18 protein-coding genes are annotated in these 21,663 nt (G+C 72.6%); 7 read left to right on the top strand and 11 right to left on the bottom strand.

Annotated features, from left to right (window positions below; translation table 11 throughout):
- The first annotated feature begins 12 nt into the window (after positions 1 to 12).
- The 4 genes from ACFVUY_RS08620 (at position 13) to ACFVUY_RS08605 (ending at position 5,061) form a co-directional block, all read left to right on the top strand.
- Positions 13 to 1,191 carry an acyl-CoA dehydrogenase family protein gene (locus ACFVUY_RS08620; protein WP_387728351.1) on the top strand — a complete coding sequence of 393 codons (1,179 nt, stop codon included), beginning with the start codon at positions 13 to 15 and terminating at the stop codon, positions 1,189 to 1,191.
- A gap of 87 nt (positions 1,192 to 1,278) precedes the next feature.
- Positions 1,279 to 2,511, top strand: coding sequence for a cytochrome P450 (locus ACFVUY_RS08615; RefSeq protein WP_387728349.1), 1,233 nt, complete (start codon positions 1,279 to 1,281; stop codon positions 2,509 to 2,511).
- Between the two features lie 21 nt (positions 2,512 to 2,532).
- A complete protein-coding gene (locus ACFVUY_RS08610) occupies positions 2,533 to 3,552 on the top strand; it encodes an alcohol dehydrogenase catalytic domain-containing protein (protein WP_387728347.1) in 1,020 nt (339 codons plus the stop codon).
- Positions 3,553 to 3,606: 54 nt separating this feature from the next.
- On the top strand, positions 3,607 to 5,061 hold the full coding sequence (locus tag ACFVUY_RS08605; RefSeq protein WP_387728345.1) for a multicopper oxidase family protein: 1,455 nt from the start codon (positions 3,607 to 3,609) through the stop codon (positions 5,059 to 5,061).
- Between the two features lie 109 nt (positions 5,062 to 5,170).
- Here the strand turns inward: ACFVUY_RS08605 and ACFVUY_RS08600 are convergent, their stop codons facing one another.
- The 10 genes from ACFVUY_RS08600 to ACFVUY_RS08555 form a co-directional block, all read right to left on the bottom strand.
- Entirely contained in the window at positions 5,171 to 5,533 is a 363-nt protein-coding gene (locus tag ACFVUY_RS08600) for a YciI family protein (protein ID WP_387694960.1), read from the bottom strand.
- A 138-nt stretch (positions 5,534 to 5,671) separates the two neighbouring features.
- On the bottom strand, positions 5,672 to 6,388 hold the full coding sequence (locus ACFVUY_RS08595) for a DUF2306 domain-containing protein (RefSeq protein ID WP_387728343.1): 717 nt from the start codon (positions 6,386 to 6,388) through the stop codon (positions 5,672 to 5,674).
- 34 nt (positions 6,389 to 6,422) lie between these two features.
- On the bottom strand, positions 6,423 to 7,196 hold the full coding sequence (locus ACFVUY_RS08590) for an SDR family oxidoreductase (RefSeq protein ID WP_359915586.1): 774 nt from the start codon (positions 7,194 to 7,196) through the stop codon (positions 6,423 to 6,425).
- The gene (locus ACFVUY_RS08585) at positions 7,189 to 8,742 is read right to left on the bottom strand and encodes an FAD-binding oxidoreductase (protein ID WP_387728341.1); all 1,554 of its coding nucleotides are present in this window, start codon (positions 8,740 to 8,742) and stop codon (positions 7,189 to 7,191) included. The genes ACFVUY_RS08590 and ACFVUY_RS08585 overlap by 8 nt, the downstream gene beginning before the upstream one ends.
- Before the next feature lie 122 nt (positions 8,743 to 8,864).
- Positions 8,865 to 10,031 carry an LLM class flavin-dependent oxidoreductase gene (locus ACFVUY_RS08580; protein WP_387728339.1) on the bottom strand — a complete coding sequence of 389 codons (1,167 nt, stop codon included), beginning with the start codon at positions 10,029 to 10,031 and terminating at the stop codon, positions 8,865 to 8,867.
- Positions 10,032 to 10,138: 107 nt separating this feature from the next.
- Entirely contained in the window at positions 10,139 to 10,981 is an 843-nt protein-coding gene (locus ACFVUY_RS08575) for a hypothetical protein (RefSeq protein WP_387728337.1), read from the bottom strand.
- On the bottom strand, positions 10,971 to 12,062 hold the full coding sequence (gene hppD, locus ACFVUY_RS08570) for a 4-hydroxyphenylpyruvate dioxygenase (protein ID WP_387694955.1): 1,092 nt from the start codon (positions 12,060 to 12,062) through the stop codon (positions 10,971 to 10,973). Before hppD ends, ACFVUY_RS08575 begins: the two co-directional genes overlap by 11 nt.
- Before the next feature lie 15 nt (positions 12,063 to 12,077).
- Entirely contained in the window at positions 12,078 to 12,299 is a 222-nt protein-coding gene (locus tag ACFVUY_RS08565) for an MbtH family protein (protein ID WP_387728335.1), read from the bottom strand.
- Entirely contained in the window at positions 12,296 to 14,050 is a 1,755-nt protein-coding gene (locus ACFVUY_RS08560; protein WP_387728333.1) for an amino acid adenylation domain-containing protein, read from the bottom strand. The genes ACFVUY_RS08565 and ACFVUY_RS08560 overlap by 4 nt, the downstream gene beginning before the upstream one ends.
- A 38-nt stretch (positions 14,051 to 14,088) precedes the next feature.
- Positions 14,089 to 15,663 carry a 4-hydroxyphenylacetate 3-hydroxylase family protein gene (locus tag ACFVUY_RS08555; protein WP_387694952.1) on the bottom strand — a complete coding sequence of 525 codons (1,575 nt, stop codon included), beginning with the start codon at positions 15,661 to 15,663 and terminating at the stop codon, positions 14,089 to 14,091.
- Between the two features lie 213 nt (positions 15,664 to 15,876).
- Here ACFVUY_RS08555 and ACFVUY_RS08550 point away from each other — a divergent pair, with 213 nt between their 5' ends.
- Positions 15,877 to 17,214: an extracellular solute-binding protein gene (locus tag ACFVUY_RS08550; protein WP_387728331.1), complete on the top strand. Its 1,338-nt coding sequence runs from the start codon at positions 15,877 to 15,879 to the stop codon at positions 17,212 to 17,214.
- A 54-nt stretch (positions 17,215 to 17,268) separates the two neighbouring features.
- Here the strand turns inward: ACFVUY_RS08550 and ACFVUY_RS08545 are convergent, their stop codons facing one another.
- Positions 17,269 to 18,657: a condensation domain-containing protein gene (locus ACFVUY_RS08545; RefSeq protein ID WP_387694117.1), complete on the bottom strand. Its 1,389-nt coding sequence runs from the start codon at positions 18,655 to 18,657 to the stop codon at positions 17,269 to 17,271.
- A 192-nt stretch (positions 18,658 to 18,849) separates the two neighbouring features.
- Here ACFVUY_RS08545 and ACFVUY_RS08540 point away from each other — a divergent pair, with 192 nt between their 5' ends.
- Entirely contained in the window at positions 18,850 to 20,091 is a 1,242-nt protein-coding gene (locus tag ACFVUY_RS08540) for an acyl-CoA dehydrogenase family protein (RefSeq protein ID WP_387728329.1), read from the top strand.
- 28 nt (positions 20,092 to 20,119) lie between these two features.
- Complete coding sequence (locus ACFVUY_RS08535; protein WP_387728327.1) at positions 20,120 to 21,496, top strand: FAD-binding oxidoreductase; 1,377 nt, start codon at positions 20,120 to 20,122, stop codon at positions 21,494 to 21,496.
- The last annotated feature ends 167 nt before the right edge of the window (positions 21,497 to 21,663 follow it).

Genomic DNA, 21,663 nt, shown 5'->3' with positions numbered 1-21,663 from the left:
GAGGAGCCCCCGATGACAGCCAAGGAATCCCCGTCCCGGGAAGAACTGGTGAGCCGCGCCGCCGAGTTGGTGCCGCTGCTGCAGAAGAACGCGCTGTGGCACGAGGAGCACCGCCGGCTCTCCGACGAGACGCTGACCGCGCTGACGGACTCCGGACTGCTGCAGATCCGGGTGCCGGTCCGCTACGGCGGCTACGAGTCCGACATGCGCACCGCGGTGGACGTGATCGCCGAGCTGGCCCGCGGCGACGGCTCCACGGCCTGGGTCATGGCGGTCTACGCCATCAGCTCCTGGATGGCCGGCCTGTTCCCGGACGAGGTGCAGGACGAGATCTTCGCCGACCCGGGCGTGCGGGTGAGCGGCATCCTCAGCCCGACCGCGGTCGCCGTGCCGGTCGAGGGCGGCGTGCTGCTGAACGGCAAGTGGACGTTCAACTCGGGCGCGCTGCACAGCTCCTGGAACACCAACGCGGCCGTGCTGATGACCCCCGAGGGGCCGCAGCCGATCATGGTGGCCGTCCCGCTGGCGGACCTGGAGATCGTCGACGACTGGCACACCACCGGCCTGCGCGGCTCCGGCAGCGTCACCACCGTCGCCACCGACCTGTTCGTCCCCGAGCCGCGGGTGCTGCCGATGGTCCCGGTGCTCCAGGGGCACCACCGTTCCCTGGCGAACGCCGAATCGCCCATCTACCGGGCGCCGTTCATGCCCACCGCGTGCGCCACGGTGGCCGCACCGGCCCTCGGGCTGGCCAAGGCCGCCAAGGAGGCGTTCTTCGAGCGGCTCCCCGGCCGGAAGATCAGCTACACCGAGTACGCCAACCAGGCCGAGGCCCCGGTGACCCACCTCCAGGTGGCCGATGCCATCACCAGGATCGACGAGGTGGAGTTCCACGCCCACCGCGCCGCCGCCCTGATCGACACCAAGGGCCCCACCGGCGAGGAGTGGACCCTGGAGGAGCGGGCCCGGATCAGGCTCGACCTCGGTGCCGTCTGCTCGCGCACCAAGGAGGCGGTGGACATCCTCAACACCGCCAGCGGCGGCTCCTCGATCTACACCACCGTCCCGATCCAGCGCATCGAGCGGGACGTCCAGACCCTCAACCTGCACGGCATCCTGCACCCCAACACCAACCTCGAACTGTACGGACGGGTCGCCTGCGGCCTCGGGCCCAACACCCTCTACCTGTAGCCGGCGCCCCACCGGACAGGGCCGCACCGAGCGGCCCTGTCCGGCATGCCCTGCCCGCCGTTCCCACCGACCGCCCGGAGGATCCCCATGGCAATCCCCGAACCCGTCGTCATCGACCCCGCCGGACACGACATCCACGCCGAGGGCGCGCGGATCCGGGCGAACGGCCCGGTCGCCCGGATCGAACTGCCCGGCGGCGTGCTCGGCTGGTCGATCACCGACCACGAGACCGCCCGCCAGGCCCTCACCGACCACCGGCTCTCCAAGGACCCGCGCCAGCACTGGACGGCCTTCGCCGAGGGCAGGATCGGCGAGGACTTCCCGCTCATCGGCTGGGTGCTGATGGACAACCTCACCACCCGGTACGGCGCCGACCACACCCGGCTGCGCCGGCTGACCGCCGGGGCCTTCACCCCGCGCCGGGTCGAGGCCATGCGGGCCGAGGTCGAGAAGGCCGTCGACGAGCTGCTGGACGAGCTGGACGGCTGCGAGCCCGGCGAGGTGGTGGACCTCAAGGCCCGCTTCGCCCGCCCGATGCCCGCCCGGGTCATCTGCGACCTGTTCGGCGTGCCGGCCGAGGACCGCGTGCAGATGCTCCGCGGCGGCGAGGCGAACATCGACACCACCCTCACCCCCGAGGAGTCGGCGGCCAACGTCGAGCAGTGGCACCGGGAGATGCAGGAGTTCGTCGAGTCCAAGCGCCGCAGCCCCGGGGACGACCTGACCAGCGACCTGGTCCAGGCCCAGGAGGAGGACGGCTCCCGGCTGAACGACTCCGAACTCGTCGGCACCCTGCACCTGTTGCTCGCCACCGGCACCGAGCCGGTGATGAACCTGCTCGCCAACGCGACCCGGGCCCTGCTCACCCACCCGGAGCAGCTGGCGCTGCTGCGCAGCGGCGAGGTGAGCTGGTCGGACGTGATCGAGGAGACCCTGCGCGTCGAGGCACCGGTCGCCCACCTGCCGTTCCGCTTCGCGGTCGAGGACATCGAGATCGGCGGCGTCGTCATCGCCAAGGGCGACCCGGTCCTGATCAACTTCGCGGCGGTGGGCCGCGACCGCACCGTGCACGGCGACAGCGCGGACGCCTTCGACGCCGCCCGGTCGGACAAGGAGCACCTCTCCTTCGGCCACGGCGTCTACCGCTGCATCGGCATGCCGCTGGCCCGGATGGAGGCCGAAATCGCGCTCTCCGCGCTGTTCCGGCGCTTCCCGGAGCTCGAACTCGCCGTTCCCGCCGAGGAACTGGCACCGCAGGTCACCTTCATCATGAACGGCGTGCAGACCCTCCCGGTCCGCCTCACGCCGCGAAACCGCTGACAGGAAAGGGAGGTCCGTCCGATGTGGGCAGCCGTCGTACCCGAGGCCAAGGCGCGCTGGGAACTGCGCGAGATCCCCACCCCCACGGCAGGTCCGGGTCAGGTACTGATCCGGGTCCACGCCTGCGGGGTCTGCCACAACGACCTCTGGGTCAGCCAGGGCGTCTTTCCCTTTCCGCCGCTCGACCCGGTGGTGGTCGGCCACGAGGCCGCCGGGGAGGTCGTCGAGGTCGGCCCGGGCGTGACCGCCCGCCGGGTCGGGGACCGGGTCGGCACCACCTGGGTGCAGGCGACCTGCGGCCGGTGCGACTACTGCCGGCTCAACCTTCCGCTCACCGGGCAGTCCGGGATGAACTGCCCGGAGTCGGTGATGAGCGGCCTCACCGTGCAGGGCGGCCACGCCCAGTACGTCGCGGTGCCGGCCGCCAGCACGGTGCTGCTGCCGGACGCCCTGTCGTACGAGGCCGCAGCGCCCGTGCTGTGCGCGGGGTACACCGCGTGGAGCGCGCTGCGCGCCGCGAACCCCGAGCCGGGCGAGCGGGTCGCCGTCCTCGGGATCGGCGGACTCGGCCACCTCGCCGTGCAGTTCGCCCGGGCCGCCGGCTTCGAGACGGTGGCCGTCACCCGCTCGCCGGACAAGCACGAGCTGGCCCGCACGCTCGGCGCCGACCACGTGGTCGCCGACGGTGAGCAGCTGCGGGCGGCCGGCGGCGCCGATGTGGTCCTGGTGACCGGCACCTCCTACCGGGCCGCCACCGAGACCCTCCAGGGACTGCGCCCGAACGGCCGGATCGTGCTCGCCACCATCGACCCGGTCGACTCCTTCACGATCCCGCCCACCAGCCCGTTCTGGGCGCAGCGCCAGCAGGTGATCGGCGCCACCCACAACGGCCTCGACCAGCTCACCGAGGCCCTCGACCTGGTCGCCTCCGGGGCCGTCACGCCGATGATCGAGACCTTCCCCAAGGAGCGGGTCGCCGAGGCGCTCGAACGGGTCGAACGCGGCGAGGTCCGTTTCCGCGCGGTCGTGTCGTACGCCTGACGCACCGGCAGCGACCCCGGGCGAACGCCTGGGGACCGACGTGGGGAGGACACTGTGTTCAGACGAAGATTTTTGGGCCTCGCCGGCATCGCCGCGGTGACCGGGGTGGGCCTGCCGGTGGGCGCCATGGCCGGCGGGGACCCGCTGCCCCCCGTACGGATCGGCGGAGGGCCGCCCAAGGGGCCGTTCTCCGTGCGGATGCCGGTGCCGCCGACCCTGCGGCCGGTGGCGCGGACCGACGACACCGACGTCTACCGGCTCGATGTCCTGGCCGCCGACCTGGAACTGCTCCCCGGGGTCAGGACCAGCTGCCTGACCTACGGCGGCAGCTTCGTCGGCCCGACGATCCGGGCCCGGGAGGGCCGCCGGGTGCTGGTCACCTACCGCAACCGGCTGCCGGAGGCCGTCAACGTGCACCTGCACGGCGGCCACGTCCCGGCCGACAGCGACGGCCACCCGATGCAGCTGATCGACCCGGGTGGCGAGCGCCGCTACGAGTACCCGAACCGGCAGCCCGGGGCCACCCTCTGGTACCACGACCACAGCCACCACGCGGAGGCCGAGCACGTCTACCGCGGCCTGCACGCCTTCTACCTGATCGAGGGTGAGGACGAGCGCCGGCACGACCTGCCGAGGGACGAGTACGACGTGCCGATCGCGATCCGGGACGCCGAGTTCGACGCCGCGGGGCAGTTGGTCCACGGCGATCCGGCGAAGCGGAACGTGATCCTGGTCAACGGCCGTTCCAAGCCGTACTTCCCGGTGGCCGCCCGCAAGTACCGCCTGCGCCTGCTGAACAGCTCGTCCCTGCGGTTCCTGAAGCTGAACTTCGGCTCCCTGCCGGTCCTCCAGATCGGCTCGGACGGCGGTCTGCTGCCCGCGCCGGTCGACCGGACCGGGACGGACTTCCCGCTCGCCGCCGGTGAACGGGTGGACCTGGTGGTGGACTTCTCCGGGCTGGCGGTCGGCAGCAGGGCCGCGCTCACCAACCAGGGGCAGTACACCGGCGACGACCGGATCGAGCCGGTGCTGCAGTTCGCGGTGGACCGCCGGGCGCGCGACCGCAGCGGTGTGCCGGCCACGCTGCGGCCGCTGCCCGAGCTGCCGCCGGCCACGGTCCACCGCGAGCTGACGCTCTCCTTCGACCTGAACGGCACGCCGACCGGCCTGGTCAACGGCCTGCCCTTCGACCCGGACCGGGTCGACCAGCGGGTCCGCCGCGGTGCCACCGAGATCTGGACGGTCACCAACGGCGACAGCGCCACCAAGTACGGTCCGATCCAGCACTCCTTCCACCTGCACCTGGCGCAGTTCCGGGTGCTCGACCGGGACGGCCGGCCGCCGCTGCCCGGTGACGCGGGCCTGAAGGACACCGTGCCGCTTCCGCCCGGTACTTCGGTCCGGGTCCAGGCGACCTTCACCGACTACCTCGGCCGCTACATGTACCACTGCCACATGCTGGAGCACTCCTCGGCGGGCATGATGGGCCAGATGGAGATCGTCGACTGATCCGCCCCGACGGCGGGCCGGGCCGGGCATCCGGCCCGGCCCGCCGTCGGCGTTCGCACAGTGAGCCGGGGCCCGGCTCCGGCCCCCGCGGGCGGAGCCGGGCCCCGGGTCACATCTCAAGCCCCTGCTCGAACATCACCTGGCGGACCTCCACGCCGGTGTGGCGGGCGTCCGGGATCAGTGCGGCCAGTTCGACCGCGCGCTCCCTGGTCTCGACGTCGACCAGGTAGAAGCCGCAGACGAACTCCTTGCCGGCCAGGTACGGGCCGTCGGTGTGCACCGGGCCGCCGTCGCGGACCCTGACGGTCGTGCTCTGCCCCGGTTCGGCCAGCGCCTGCGTGGTGACCAGCTCGCCGGACTCCCTGATGAGCTTCATGAAGTCGCCGTGGCCGGTGAAGACGGCCTGCTGCTCGTCGACGGACAGGCCCTCCCAGAGCACCGGGTCCATGTGCATCACGAGCAGGTACTTCATGGTTCTCACTCCTCGGGACGTGGCCTCCGGGCGTCTCCGGGGGCCGTCACAGGAGACGTCGGAGCCGACGGCCCGTTCTCGACACGAAAGCGCGCGGCCGGCCGTGGCGATCCACGGCCGGCCGCGCGGGGAGGGACGTCAGCGCACCAGCTGGGCGGCCCGGGGGCCGGTCCGCTCCAGCCACCAGTGGGCGACCAGCAGATTGACCACCCAGCCCGCCCAGTTGGCCACCTCCAGGAGCACCGGGAGGTCGAGCTTGAAACCGGGGATGTACCCCATCAGCTCGACCACCACCCGGCCCCAACTGGTGCCGAGGGCCATCGCGAAGCTGTAGACCATCCAGCGCCGGTGGTCGACGAACCGGCGCTGCAGGGCGGCCCGCAGCCCGAGCACGGTGGTGAGCAGCCACAGCCCGCCCATCATGGCCAGGCCGATCTTGCCGCTCGGGGCCGTGGAGTAGGGCAGCAGCACCAGGGCCAGCAGGCCGCCGGGCAGGGCCCCGGCGAAGATGTACACCCGGCCGCTGATCCGGTGCACCGCCGGGTGGTTGCGGCGTATCCACGGCAGGACCTGGAGGAAGACCGTCACCATCGAGATGTTGCCGAAGACGACGTGCCCCACCAGGACGGCGTAGTGCGCCGGGAAGGACGGGTCCAGGGGGATCCTGGCCTGGCCCGGGCCGCCGGTCAGGTACCGGGGGAAGGCGTACACCAGATTGAAGACCACGAGGACGGCCAGCGCCGTCACCCATGGGCTCTGCCACCAGCTCGGTGCGGTCGTGCCCGCTCCGGTGCCGGGTCTTGTGCGTTCCGGTCCGGCGGCCAGGGCCCCGGACGGCTTCGTGTTCCGTGTCACCGCTGATCCTCGACTTCCGTTGGGTCCGGGTGGTTCAGTGGTGGTACTCGCCGGCGTTGGCGTCCAGGCAGTGGCCGGTGACGGCGCGGGAGAGCGGGGACATCAGGAACAGCACGGCGTCGGCGATCTCGTCGGGCTCGGGGAGCCGGCCGAGGTCGAGGGTGGCCGCGATCTCGTCGTAGATGTCCTGCACGGTGACGCCGCGCTGCGCGGCCCAGTGGCCGAAGCCCTCGCGCAGGGCGTCCGCCCAGATGTAGCCGGGGGCGACGGTGTTCACCCGGATGCCCTGCGGGCCGAGCTCGGTGGCCAGGCTCTGGGCCAGCGACAGCAGGGCGGCCTTGCTCATCTTGTAGGCGCCGAACAGCCGCTTGGAGTGCCGAATCACCGCGGAGTTGATCATGACGACCGAGCCCCGGTTCTCGGCCAGGGCGGGGGCGAACAGCCGGGTGAGCCGCAGCGCGGCGTAGACGTTGGTCTCGAACCCGGCGCGCACGTCCGCGAATTCGACCTCGCCGAGGTCGACCAGCGGGGGCACCGCGAAGGCGTTGTTGACCAGGGCGTCGATCCGGCCGAAGGCCTCCGTCGCCGTCTTGACCAGGGCGGCGGCCGACTCGTCGTCGGTGATGTCGGTCGGTACGGCCAGTGCCCGGCGTCCGGTGCGCTCGACCTCCGCGGCGATCTCGGCGAGCCGGGAGGCGGTCCGGGCGGCGAGCACCACGTCCGCCCCGGACTGCGCGGCGCGCAGGGCGATGGCCCGGCCCAGGCCGGGGCCGACCCCCGAGACCACGACGACCTTGTTCTCAAGCATCCTGATCCTCCAGCAAGTCCGGCTGTGCGTCGGTTGGTTCGATCGACAGTGCGTGGCGGAACACGTTCCGGGGGTCGTACGCCCGCTTGACCCGCTGCAGGCGCGGGTAGTTGCCGCCGTAGTAGAGCACCGACCAGGGCACCCCCGAGGTGTTGAGGGCGGGGTCGGCCAGGTCGCGGTCGGGGTAGCCGATGTAGGCGCCGTCGGTGAACCCGTCGGGGACGGGGACCCCGCCGGTCCCGGCGTGGACCTCGCGGTAGAACTCCCGGACCCAGGAGATGCAGGCCTCGTCCTGGTCCGCGGACAGCCAGAAGCCGCCGCTGTAGAGGACCTTGAGGATCGAGTCCCGCTGGACCGTGGCGGTGGCGTCGGGGGCGACGGTGTTGACCCTGCCGCCGAAGCCGGCGACCACCAGGCACGACATCGGGTTGATGTGCTCCGGATCGCTCAGGTAGCGCCAGACCACCCCGAGCTGGTGGTCGGTGAAACCCTTGCGCAGGTAGGCGGCCTTGTCCTTGTAGCGCCCCTTGGGGTCGTTCGGGAAGCTGTACGAGGGCAGCCAGGAGCTCAGCCAGGGCACGACCTCGGTGACGTGCACCGACGGTTCCACCCCGACCCCGGCGCTGACCGCCTCGAAGTGCTCGGCCAGCACCTTCTCGGCGTCCGGCCCCTCGTGGTCGATCACCACGACCATCCCGAAGGCCCCGGAGTTCCGGTGGGTGACGATCAGGTTGCTCCACAGGCCGGCCGCCGGCGCGTCGGCGTCGTCGTGCTCCTCGTACCAGGTGCAGTAGTTGCGCAGCAGGGTGGCGAGGGCCTCCTCGGTCATGCCCTCCCAGGGCCACATGACCGTCCGCTTCCACACCCGGGCCGGAGCCCGGGGCAGCAGTCGGGCCGGGTCGGCCGAGTCGGCCCCCGGGGTGCGCAGCCAGAACCTGGTCACCACGCCGAAGTTGCCGCCGCCACCGCCGGTGTGGGCCCACCAGAGGTCGTGGTGCGGGTCCTCGGGGTCGGCGCTCGCCACCACGGCGCGGGCCCGGCCGGCCTCGTCGACGACCACCACCTCGACGGCGTGGAGGTGGTCGACGACCAGGCCGTCGCGGCGCGAGAGGTGGCCGTAGCCGCCGGCCGTGAAGTGGCCGCCGACGCCGACGTCCAGGCAGGTGCCGGCCGGGACCGTCACGCCCCAGCGCTTGAAGAGGGTCCGGTAGACGTCCCCGAGCAGGGCGCCGGAGCCGACCTCGATCGCGCGCCGGTCGAGGTCGTAGGAGATGCCGTTCAGCTGGGACACGTCCAGCAGGACCTGGACGTCGGGGGAGGCGGTGAAGTCCTCGAAGCAGTGCCCGCCGCTGCGGACCGCGATCCGCCGGCCGGTCGCCACCGCTTCGTCGACGGCCGCCACCACCTCCTCGGTGCCGGTCACCACGTGCACCTGGTCGGGCCGTCCGACGAAGCGGTGGTTGTAGCCCTGGACGAGGTTCTCGTACCGCGGGTCCCCGGGCCTGATCACCACCGGCCCGGTCGGATCAACGGTGCTGTCGGTCATGCTCGTTCGTCCTTCCACGGGCCGGGCGCGCGCGGCGCCGGCGGTCGGGTCCCGGAGTCCCGGGCGGGGCCCGGGGACCGCGCCCCGCCCCAGCGGCGCGGCCCCCGGGCGGGGAGGTCCGGCTAGCTGGCCACCGCGCCGGAGCCGGACGTGGCGGCGAACAGTTCGGGGGCGACGTCCTCGGCCATCGCCCGGGCCGACTGCCAGGCGACCTCGTGCGTGGTGCCGACACCGCCGCAGAGCAGCACGAAGCGCCGGAAGCCGGCGGACGTCAGCGCCTCCAGCTTGGCCCGGACCGTCTCGACCGATCCGACCAGGGCGAAGGGGTTGCGGAGGTAGGACTCCGCGGGGGCCTCGAACACGCCCTGCACGCCGGTGTCACCCTCCTTCGCCAGCGAGGACAGCGGGCTGTCGGCGGGGTCGGCACCGGCCATCCGCGCCAGCACCCCGCCGGCGGTCTCGATGTGCGAGACGAAGCCGTCGCGGACGAGCTCCGCGGCCTCGCGGTCGGTGTCGGCGATCACGGTGAAGCAGCTCGCCGCGACGTTCGCCATGGAGAGCTCGTGCCCGTGCTCCTTGCCGACCTCCAGGTAGCGGTGCAGGCGCGCGACCATCTCCTCCACGCTGATCTTGGACATGCCGCCGGCCGCCGGGTCGAGGTTCAGCCCGGTGAAGACGTTCCAGCCGCGGCGGGCCGCCATGGCGAGGGACTCGTCCGTCTCCGCGGCCACCCACAGCGGCACGCTCGGCTGGACCGGCCGGGGCCAGACGGTGACCTTCGCGACCTCGGCGTCCTGGAGGAACGCGGTGTACGCGGGGGTCAGGTCGTCCTTCGCCACCGGGTGGTCGATCCGGTTGACGGCGCCGTCGATGAGGTCGGCGTTGTGCTCGAAGGCGGCCCGGTCGCCGCGCCGGCCGAGGCCGATCTCCAGCCGCCCGGAGGAGAGCACGTCGATCATGTTGAACTGCTCGGCGAGGTGCAGGGGGTGGTGCAGCAGGGCCAGGTTCACCCCGGAGACCAGCCGGGCCCGGGTCGTCCGCGCGGCGATCGCGGCCAGCATGACGTTCGGGTGCGGGGAGATCGACGACGGGCCGAAGTGCTCCGGCAGGCTGAGGCCCGCGTAGCCGAGGCGCTCCGCCTCGACACAGTGGTCGAGGTAGGTCTCGTAGAGGCGGGCCCCGAGCACCGGGTCCCACTCCTCCGGCGAGCGCGATCCCGACGGCGCGTAGGTGAGGTTGTCCCAGTAGACGAACTTGACGCTGTTCGGGTCCTCGGAGAGTGTGCTCATGCCGGTGGTTCCCCTCTGTTCGCAAGGCTCGCAGTGGATGTGAATCAATCTAGCCAGGCGACCGGAGGCCGCCATCTTCCAGAATGCGCGTGCGGTCCGGGCCGGTTTCAGACCGTGCCCGGGGCCTCCAACGACTCGGCCAGCGCGGCGGCGTCGGCACGCACCCGCCCGCCCAGGCGGGGGCGCTGACCGGTGTCGGAGTACTGCCGGGGCCGGCTGCCGCCGGTGCGGCGCAGCACGGTCATGCTGTTCTGGCGCAGCTTGCGGCTCTCCAGCAGGTTGAGCACCTCGAACTCGCCGGGGGCCATCCGCTGGGTGTCGGCGATGTATTCCAGGATCGCCTCGCCCTCGGGGTACGTCATCAGGTAGTGCATGACCACGATCCCGCCGTCCGGGTCGATCAACTCCCAGAAGTTCTCGAAGAAGTAGAGGCAGTCCCAGGCGTCGACCCAGGCGAAGTCGATCGGCCGGAACTCCTCGGGGAGGCGTCCGACGGCCCCGCGCATGTCGGAGTTGACGACGGTGACGCGCTCGGCGAGGCCGAGGTCGGCCAGCACCTCCGTCACCAGCGGGGCCGAGGAGCCGCTGTCCGAGAGGTCGTCGACCGCCACGAACCGCGGCCGGTACGGCTCGCGGTAGTTGCCCGGGAGCAGCAGCGCGGGCTCGCTGTCGATCCACGCCTCGTCCAGCTCCCGGCCGTCCGCGAGGTACGGCCGGGTCTTGCGGACCAGGGCCTCGGCCTCGGCCCCGGCCAGGGTCTCGGCCTCGGCCAGGGCCTTCGCCAGGAACGGGGTGGTGTAGCCCATGCCGACCTCCAGCACCCGGTGGGGCCGGACCAGGTGGATCAGCTGGGAGAGCAGCGGCGCCACCACCTCCGTTCCCATGCCCGGCACCCGCAGCCGCTCGACCGCGCTCCGGAAGCGCTCGTCGGGGATCGTGTCACGCGTCATCGTCGGTGCCCCTGCCCTGCTGGTGCTCGATGGCCTGGTAGAGCGCCTTGATGTTGCCGCTGCCGAAGGAGCGGGCGCCCATCCGCTCGATGACCTCCAGGAAGAGGGTGTTGCGGGGGTGCACGGACTTGGCGAAGATCTGGAACAGCTGCCCGTCGTGGTCCTGGTCGATCAGCAGGTTCAGCCGCTCCAGCTCCGCCACCGAGTGCCGCAGCGGGGTGAGCCGGTCCGGCAGCAGCCGGTAGTACGCCGGGGGGGTGCCCAGGAACTCCACGCCCCGGGCGGCGATCGCGTCGACCGAGCGCACGATGTCGTCCGTGGTGAAGGCGATGTGCTGCACGCCCGGACCGCCGTGGTCCTTCAGGAAGGCGTCCAGGTGGCCGGAGACCTCGGACGGGTCGGGGGTGATCAGGGTGAAGGTGACCGTGCCGCCCTGCACCACATTGGTGATCATTACCTGGCCGTTGACCTCGATCCGCTCCGTGAAGATCGGTTCGAAGTCGAGGACCTCGCGGTAGAAGGCGACCGTCGAGTCCATCTGCCCCGGCTCGACGCAGATCGCGAAGTGGTCGACCTCCCGCAGACCGCAGCCCGGCCCGGCCGCCCCGGCCGGGCCGGCCTCGGCCGGGGACAGCCCCGGCAGCAGCCGCTCGTCGCCGCCCGCCGGGCGCTCGACGAAGGTGTGGGCGATGTCGCCGACGCCCATGATCGTGGCGGTGACCACGTCGCCGTGCGCGACCGGCGCTGACACCGGCCGGGCGCCGCGGCGCACCGCCGTGGCGAAGGCCGCCCGGGCGTCCGGGACGCGCAGGGCGATGTCGGCCACCCCGTCGCCGTGCTTCTCGACGTAGGCCGCTCCCGGGTGGTCGCCCACCACCGGCTGGCTGAGCAGCAGCCGGATGCCGTTGGCGCCCAGCGCCACCGAGCTCAGCTCCCGCGCCCGCGGGGGCGAGCTCGCGTACACTTCCAGGCCGTACCCGCGGACCAGCCACTCGGTGGTGACCGCCAAGTCGGCGACGTAGCAGGTGATGTGGTCGACGAGCATGCCGCCGAAGGTCTCCTGACCCGCGTCGAGGCTCATGTTCCGGACTCCTCGTCAGTCGTCGGGCTGCCCAGCGGAGCGCCCGGTGAGGCCGTACGGCCCCAGATCCGTCCAGTGCTCGTTCACGTAGGCGAGGGCGGCGGTCCGGTCGGACGGCCCGTGCTCGGGCGTCCAGCCCGCCGGTACCGAGGCGTCGGCCGGCCAGAGCGAGAACTGGCCGCGCGCGTTGACCAGGACCGTGAACTCGCCGTCGTCGGCGTCGAAGGGGCTGCTCATTCCCGCTCTCCTTCCGGCCGGTCCAGCAGGCCCTCCAGGGCCGCCACCGAGGGAACGTCGAAGAACTGCGTGACGGTGAGCGGGATCTTCAGCTCGGCCCGGATCCGGCTGACCAGCCGCATCGCGGCCAGGGACTGGCCGCCGAGCTCGAAGAAGCTGTCGTCGACCCCGATCTCCGGCACCTCCAGCACCTCGGCGAACAGGGCGCACAGCTGCCGCTGCCGCTCGGTCGACGGCGCCCGGCGGGTCGAACCGGTCACCGGCTCGGGCAGCGCCCGCCGGTCGAGCTTGCCGTTGGGGGTCAGCGGGAGGGCCGGCACGCTCACGAAGGCCGTCGGCACCATGTACGCCGGCAGCTGCTCCACCGCGTGCGCCCGCAGCGCACCCGCCTCGATCCCGTCGGACTCCGGGACGTAGTACGCCACCAGGCGCTTCTCCCCGGAATCCGACTCCCGTGCCACGACGGCGACATGGGCCAGGCCGGGATGGCGCGCCAGTGCCGCCTCCACCTCGGCGGGCTCCACCCGGAAGCCCATCACCTTGAGCTGGTCGTTGGCCCGGCCGAGGTACTCCAGCAGGCCGTCCCGGTCGACCCGGACCAGGTCCCCGGTGCGGTACATCCGCTCGCCCGGCCCGTCGAAGGGGTTGGCCACGAAGCGCTCGGCCGTCAGATCGGGCCGGTTGAAGTAGCCGCGGGCCAGGCCGCGTCCGGCGATGTGGAGCTCGCCCACCCCGCCGACCGGCACGGGCCGCAGCCCGGCGTCCAGGACGTGCAGCCGGACGTCGTCCATCGGCCGGCCGACGCCCACCGGGCCCGTGGCGAGGTAGGGGGCGGTCATCGGCGCGCTGGTGCTGAACAGCGTCGCCTCGGTGGCGCCGTACATCGCCCGCACCACCAGGGCGGGGTTGTGCTCCAGCACCCGCTGGACGGCCGAGGGGGCGATGACGTCGCCGCCGGTGAGCACCTCGCGCACACCGGCGAGGCAGCCCGGGTCCTCCTCGGCCAGCACCCGGAACAGTCCGGCGGTCAGGTGGATGCCGGTGATCCGCTCCTCGGCGATCAGCCGGCGCAGGGTGTGCACGTCGAGGTCGCCCGGCGGGGCCACCACGGTCCGCCCGCCGTGCAGCAGCGGCACCCAGAACTCGTACGTGGAGACGTTGAAGGCGTACGGCGCCACCATCAGCACCCGCTCGTGCCGGCCGTCCGCCCAGATCGAGTCCAGGGCCAGGCCGAGCGCGTCCCGGTGGGCGATCGCGACGCCCTTCGGCACCCCGGTGGAGCCCGAGGTGTGGATCACGTAGGCGAGGGCGTCCGGGCCGGTGGGGACGGCCGGGTCCGTCGCGGGGTAGCCCGCGAGACCCTTCTCGCCCTCGACGACGACCACCTCGGCGACCTCCGGCAGGCCCTGCCGGCTCATCGGCTCGTCGGTCAGCAGCACCGGTGCCGCGCAGTGGTCCACGATCCACTGCTTGCGCGGCAGCGGGTGGGCGCTGTGCAGCGGGAGGTAGCACCCGCCGGCCTTGAGCACGGCCAGGATCGCCACCACCAGGTCCGCCGACCGCTCCATCAGCACCGCGACCGGCGACTCGGCCCCCACGCCGAGTTCGCCCAGCCGGTGCGCCAGCCGGTTCGCCCGCTCGTCCAACTCGCGGTAGCTGAGCCGTACTCCGCCGGACGACACGGCGATCGCGTGCGGTGTCCTGAGCGCCTGTTCCGTGAAATGCCCCTGAAGGGAAGGGGAAGCCACCATGCCCTCCGATCATCGTCGATTGGTTGTCGGTGCCCGGATCAGCTGTCGAGCAGCCCGTGGACGGAGTCGCTCAGGTCGGCGAAGGAGGACAGATCGGGTACCGTCCATCCGTTCAGGTCGTACTCCGCCAGGCACTCGTCGACCAGGCCCTTGTAGGAGTCCAGCTGGCCGTTGGCGAGCTGGGCGAAGAGCAGTTCGATCCGGGTGTTCTCGTGACTGCCCGCGTAGTTGCGCTCGTAGAGCTCGTGGCGACCGCCGAACTCGCTGCCGACGGCGTCCCAGAGCAGTTTCATCACCTTGACCCGCTCGACCGCGTCCACGCCGCCGGAGCCGCGCAGGAACCGGTCCAGGTAGGGCCGGATCTCCGGATTGCCGAAGTCCTTGGCACTGGAGTTGACGTAGACCAGCCCGCTGGCCACGTCCTGGAGGACGATCTCCCTGATCCGCGGGTAGCCCGTCTGCATGAACCACCGGTAGGCCAGGCCGTACTGGGAGTTGGGCAGCACCGCGCCGTTGCGCCAGGCGACCGGGTTGCGGGCGGCCGCGTCGGACAGCCCCCAGAACAGGTTGCGCCAGGCCAGCACCTCGCCGAGCCGGCTCTGCACCCCGCGGAAGTCCCCGGTGCCGGTGATGTCCAGGGCCTTGGCCAGCAGGCCGGCGATGAACTCCAGCTTCACCGCGAGCCGGGTGCAGCCGTGGAAGGTGAACCGCTCGATGAAGCCGGACTGGCCGGTGAACATCCGGATCTTCTCCGGCTGCCCGTAGACGAAGACGTTCTCCCACGGGATGAGCACCTTGTCGAGCACCAGGATGGTGTCGTTCTCGTCCAGCCGGGAGGAGAGCGGATAGTCGAACGGGCTGCCCATCGCCGCGGCCGTCGCGGTGTAGGACGGGCGGCAGATCAGCTTCATCCCCGGCGCGTTCATCGGCACGGTGGCCACCAGCGCGAAGGTGCGGTCCTTGATCGGCAGGCCGTAGTGCGCGATGAAGTTGTAGTGCGTCAGCGCGGAGCCGGTGGCGACCACCTTCGCGCCGGACACCACCAGGCCGGCGTCGGTCTCCCGCTCGGCGTGGATGAAGACGTCCTTCACCTGGTCCGGCGGCAGGGAGCGGTCGACCGGCGGGTGCACGATCGCGTGGTTCCAGTACAGCACCTTCTCCTGCGACTCGGCGTACCAGCGCCGGGCGTTGTCCGCGAACGGCTCGTAGAAGTCCGCGTTGGCGCCCAGGGTGCCGAGGAAGGAGGCCTTGTAGTCGGGGCTGCGGCCCATCCAGCCGTAGCTCATCCGCGCCCAGGCGGCGATCGCCTGCTGGTCGCCGACCAGGTCCTCCGCGCTGCGCGGGGTGGTGAAGAAGCGGTGGGTGTAGCCCTCGCCGCCGCTGTCGACCGGCGCGGTCAGCACGGGCCGGTGCCGGGGGTCGTGCAGGGCGTCGTAGAGCCGTGCCGTCATCCGGACCGGATTGTGGAACGCCGGGTGGGCGGTGACGTCCTTGACCCGATCGCCGTAGAGGTAGATCTCCCGGTCGTCGCGCAGGCTCTCGATGTACTCCGCCCCGGTCAGCGGGCGAGTTCCGCGCGCACTTCCGGCGGTGGTTTCCTGGGCTTCGGCCATCAGACGCCTCTCCTTGCTGCCAGTTCACCGGACGGATCGAGACTGACAGCCCGGGAGCGGCGGTGGCTTCTCCCGACGTGCGCCGCTTGCGGACCCGGGCGGCCCGCGCCGCCGGCACGGCCCGGACTCAGCACGAGCGGAGATGCCCGCGGTCCGCCGCCCCCGGAGCATGAGCATCTGGATTTGCCAGGCCTGCGCAGGAGGGACTCCGGAATGAGCAAGCGAATCGACATCGACATCGTGGTGCCGCTCTACCCGTTCATGCCGTACTTTCTCGACCGGACCAGGGAGTTGGCGGAGAAGTTCACGGCCAACCACCCCGAGTACCGGATCAGGGTCAGCGGCGCCGACTGGCTGTCGGTGCCGCAGACGGTCCACGACGCCGTCCAGCAGGGCGGAGCGCCGACCATCGCGCAGTACTTCTACACGTCGACCCGGGACGCCCTCGACGCCCGGCGGCCCGACGGCTCGCCGCTGTTCACCTCGGTCGAGCGGGCGATCGCGGGCCGCACCGAGATCCTCGGCGAGCCGGTCGTCCTCGGCGACGTGGCGCCCGCCGCGCGGCACTACTACACCCACGACGGCGCCGTGGCGGCCATGCCGCCGCTCACCTCGACCACGCTGCTCTACGCCAACACCACCCTGCTGGAGCGGGCCGGGATCACCGAGGTCCCGCAGACCTGGGCCGGGATCGAGGCCGCCTGCCGGGCCGTCGCCGCGCTTCCGGACGGGCCGGCCCACGCGATCACCTGGCCCAACCACGGCTGGTGGTTCCAGCAGTCGGTGGCCCAGCAGGGGGCGCTGCTGGCCGACCACGACAACGGCCGCTCCGGTCGCGCGGAGAAGGTGTACCTCGACTCGGACGCGATGCTCGCCTACGTCGAGTGGTGGCGGGGGCTGCACCGGGCGGGCCTGTACCGCTACCACCCGAGCCGGGTGAACACCGAGGTCGACTGGGACGGCAACTTCCGCGCCTTCGCCGGACAGGAGGTCGCCTTCGTGCTCACCACCTCGGTCGAGGCGGCCCGGATGGCACAGGCCGGCCTGGACGGCGGCTTCGTCGTCCAGGCCTGCCGGATGCCGTACAACGACCGGGTGCCCTACGCGGGCAACGTGATCGGCGGCGACGCGCTCTGGCTGGCCGCCGGCCTGGACCAGGAGACCCAGGACGGCGCCCTGGCCTTCATGCAGTACCTGAACACTCCGCGCACCGCCGCCGAGCGGCACCGGGAGACCGGCTTCATCCCGGTCACCGGCGGGGCGATCGACCTGCTGGAGCAGGAGGGCTGGTTCGAGCGCAACCCGCACTTCCGCACGGCGCTGGACCAGCTCGCCGCCAACTCCGGTTCGCCGGCCGCCCGGGGCGCGCTGCTCGGGGAGTTCGCCGGGATCCAGGACATCCTGACCACCGCCATGCACGACGTGCTGGTCACCGACGTGGAACCGCGGGTCCGCTTCGCACAGGCGAACGCCGAGGCGCAGCTGCTGCTGGACCACTACAACGACGCCTGCCGGGGCCTGCGCCCCCGCGGCCCGATCAGGGTCGGCTGACGACGGGGCCGACGGTCCCCGCCGCACGCGGCGGGGACCGTCGGCCCCAGTGGTTCAGGAACGCCCGGTACGGAGGTCCAGGGGCGCGTCCGGCGCGCCGACCAGCTCCCGCAGCACCGCGCGGAAGCGGTCCACCTGCTCCGCCACCGAGCTCTCGTCGTAGAGGTTGCTGTTGTACTGGATGCCCGCGACCACGTCCCCGGCCGGGTCGAGGTTGAGCGTCCACAGCGCGCCGTTGGGCACGTCCGAGCCCACCGGCTGCGAGGTGAGCCGGCGCCGCACCTCCGTGTACTCCAGGTCCCCGATCAGCTCCCCGTCCAGCAGGAACGGGAACGGGAAGACCTGGAAGACACAGGCCGCCCGGCCGTCCTCCAGCGTCGGCAGCATCAACTCCGGTGCCTGGGCGAGGATCTGCCCGAACGGGATGTCGTGGGCGTACGCCTCCAGGCTGGTGGTGCGGATCCGGGCGACCACCTCGGCGAAGTCGCGGGACCCGGCGAGCTCGGTGCACAGCGGGAGGAAGTTGAAGAACGGCCCGACCGTGTGGTGGAAGCGGTCCTCGCCGCGGCCCGGCGAGAAGGTCGGCACCACCACCCGGGTCGTTCCGGAGGAGCGCGCGACCATCACCGCGAACGCGCCCATCAGCACCATGAACGGCGTGCTGCGCAGCGCCCGGCCGATCTCCACCGCCCGCGCGGTCAGTTCGGCGTCGACGGTGAAGCGGTGGATGGCGGTGGACTCCGGCAGGCCGGCCGACTTCGGCCGGTCGGTGGCCACCGAGTAGATCTCGGCGCCGGCCAGCTGCTCCCGCCAGAAGGCGCGCGACTCCTCCAGTGCCGGATCCGCCGCGTACTCCCGCTGCCACGCCGAGAACTCGTGGTACGGCAGGGCCACCGGCAGCTCCGGCTGAGTGTGCCCGCGGCGCTCGGCGTAGCGGACGGCGAGATCGCGGATGATCAGCCGCACCGACCAGCCGTCGGCCGCCGTGTGGTGCACGACGAGGGCCAGGACCGCGTCCTCCTCGTCGAAGCGGAGCAGGGTGGCCTTCAGCAGCGGGAGTTCCCGCGCGCTGATGGTGCCCGACTCCACCTCGGTGATCAGGTCCTCCACCGCCCGCTCGCGCGCCGCCGGATCCGCCCCGGCCAGCTCCCGCAGCTCCAGCCGGACCGGGGTCGGCGGATGGATCTCCTGGTACCGCTCGCCCTCGCCCCGGACGATGGCCGTGCGCAGGGCCTCGTGCCGCACCACCACGTCGTCCAGGGCCAGTTGCAGCGTCGCGGCGTCGACCTTCCCGCGCAGGCGCCAGCCGTGCACGATGTGGAACCTCGGGCCGAACGGCCCCTCGTCGTCCCCGCGGTCGAAGCCGCAGAGGAATTCCTGGTTGAAGGAGAGTGGCGTCCTGTTCGCCGGCGCGTTCGACTGCGGCTTTCCATTGGGGCTCATGGGGAATTCCTCTCACGGAGTCCGGGGCGAATTCGCCCCGGAACCGTAGCAACGGCCCCGCGGCCGTGGGTTCTTCGATCGTGCTGGCAATCCGGGAGATGCGCACCGGCCGGGCCGCGGGCCAGGCTGGCCGGGAAAGTCCATCCAGCTTCGGTGGAACGCCCGCCCGAACCGTAGAGGAGCTGCGCCGCAATGACGGTCGCCATGAACGCCGCAGGGTCCGGCTCGCCGCAGCCGCCCGAGCCCGGTCTGACACCCGGGGAGATCATCGCCAGGGCCGAGGCCATCGCGCCGCTCCTGGTGCCCCGGCAAGCCGAGACCGAACAGCGCACCTACTACGCCCAGGACACCCACGAGGCGTTCGCCGGGGCCGGCTTCTACCGGATTCTCGTGCCCAAGCGCTACGGCGGCTACGAGTTCGGCATCGACACCTTCCTGCGGGTCGCGATGACGCTGGCCCGCGGCTGCCCGTCGACCGGGTGGATGTACTGCCTCGGCGCCACCCACGCCCTGCCCGCGGCCTCGCTGTTCGACGAGCGGGCGCAGGCCGAGCTCTTCGCCGGCGGCGACTTCATCTGCCCGGCCACCATCGTGCCGAACGGGAAGGCCGAGCGCGCCGAGGACGGCGGCTGGCGGATCGACGGCACCTGGAACTACTGCTCGGGCTCGCCGTACGCGACGCACTTCATGGGTCACGTCCCGGTGCCCGGCGAGGACGGCGAACCGCCCGCGCCGATGCTCTTCGTCGCCCCGCGCGCCGAGTTCCGCCGGCTCGACGACTGGGGCGGCCAGCTGGGCCTCAAGGGCAGCGGCTCGCACAGCATCGTGATCGAGGACGGCCGGGTCCCGGACCACCTGACGCTCCCGCGGACGCACATGAGCGAGGTCGTCGTCGACGGGGGCACGCCCGGCTACCGGCTGCACGGCAACCCGGAGTACGGCGGCGGCTCGCTCAGCTTCATGGTGCTGGAGGTGGCCTCGCTCGCCGTGGGCATGGCCCAGGGCGCGCTGGACGCCTACGAGGAGCTGATGCTCTCCCGCACGACGCTGTTCCCGCCCGTGGTCACCCGCGCCGAGGACCCGGACTACCAGTTCTGGTACGGCGAGGCGGCCGGCATGATCGCCACGGCCGAGGCGGCCGTGCTGCAGGCGATCACCCAGTGGCAGGAGCTGTGCGCCGCAGGGCCGGGCGCCTTCACCCGGGAGCACGACCTGCGCCTGGCCACCATCTGCCGCGAGGTGATCCGGCTGTGCTGGCACGCCGTGGAGGGGCAGCTCTTCCCGACGGCCGGTTCGAGCGCGGTGCGGCAGGGGGAGCGGATCGAGCGGGTCTGGCGCGACCTGTCCACCCTGCACAGCCACTCCGGGATCGGGGTCTTCCTGTCCGCGGTGACCACCCGGGAGCTGGCCCGTGCCCGGTTCGGTGTCAAGTGACCCGTCGACGAGCCGAGGAGCTCCTGCCATGACCGAGACCGAGCACGCCGTCGCGCTGCCCGGGGAGCGCGCCTTCGCCGCCGCGACCGCCGTGTTCAACCTGGCCGCGCCGGTGCGGCCGTCGGCGGCGGTGACGGTCGGCACCGTCGGACAGGTCCAGTCGGCGCTGCGCCACGCCCAGCGCGCGGGCCGGTGGGTCCGGGTGCACACCACCGGGCACGCCTCCGGCTCGGCCCGCCCGATGGACGAATCCCTGCTCATCCGCACCGAGCCCGCGGGCCCGGTCGTGATCGACCCGGTGGCCCGCACCGCCCGCGTCCCGGCGGGAACGCGCTGGGGCGCGGTGGTCGAGGCCGCCGCCGGGTACGGGCTGGCCGCGCCGCACGGCACCTCGCCCACGGTCGGCGTGGTCGGCTACCTGCTGCGCGGCGGGATCAGCTTCTACGGCCGCCGCGCCGGGCTCGCCGTGAACAGCGTCCGGGCGATCGAACTCGTCACCCCGGACGGCGAGTTCCGCCGCGTCTCGGCGACCGCCGACCCCGAGCTGTTCTGGGCCCTGCGCGGGGGCGGCGGCGGACTCGGCGTCGTCACCGCGATCGAGATCGCGCTCTTCCCGGCGGCCCGGGTGGTCACCGGCGCCGCCTTCTGGCCCGCCGCGTACGGCCCCGAGCTGCTGTCCCGCTGGCTGGGCTGGACCCGGGACGCCCCGGAGGCCGTCACCACCGTGTTCCGGGTGATGAACCTGCCGGCCGTGCCGGAGATCCCGCCGGTCCTGACCGGCGGTCCGGTGCTGTGCCTGGCCGGGGTGGTGCTCAGTCCGACCGAGGACGGCCTGGCGACCGCCGAACGCCAGGCCGCCGACCTGCTCGGCCGGTTCCGCTCGGTGGCCGAGCCGGTGCTGGACACCTGGGAGACCACCACCCCGCCGGCCGTGGTCCGCACCCACATGGACCCGACCGATCCGGTGCCGGTGGTGGGGGACCACATGCTGCTCTCCGACCTCGGCGCGGACGGCGCGGAGGCGTTCCTCCGGGTGCTCGGCGAGGGCTCGGGATCGCCACTGGTCAACGCCGAACTCCGGCAGCTCGGCGGCGCGCTCGCGGTTCCGGATCCGGACGGCGGGGCTCTGAGCCACCTCGACGCCGCCTTCGCCTTCACCGCCGGCGGCCTGGCGCTCGACCCGGCCGCGACGGCGGCGGCCCGGGCGCACTGCGCCGAGGTCCGCTCCGCCCTGACGCCCTGGGACACCGGCCGCACCGCGCCGACCCTGGTCGAGCGGCTGGAGCAGCCGCAGCGGCACCTGTCCGCGGCCGACGTCGAACGGGTGGACCGGGTGCGCCGCCGGGTGGACCCCGCCGGGTGGCTGCGCCACGACGTGCCACCGGGGGCCTCCGCCCGCTACTGACCGCCGCCGGGCGCGCGCCGCCCGGCGGTCCAGGGCGCGCCCGCCCGGGCGCCCGCCGTCGAACCACCTGCTGTCGAAGCGCCCTCCGTCGTCCGTTCGGAGGGCGCTTCGGCGTGTTCCCGGCCGGCCGGCGCCCGCTGCCCGCCGACCGCCGACCGCCGACCGCC

Source organism: Kitasatospora sp. NPDC058063, assembly GCF_042885395.1.
GTDB lineage: Bacteria > Actinomycetota > Actinomycetes > Streptomycetales > Streptomycetaceae > Kitasatospora > Kitasatospora lactacystinica.
Note: the sequence above shows the minus strand (reverse complement) of the source record. Positions and strands in the feature narration are given on the sequence as shown.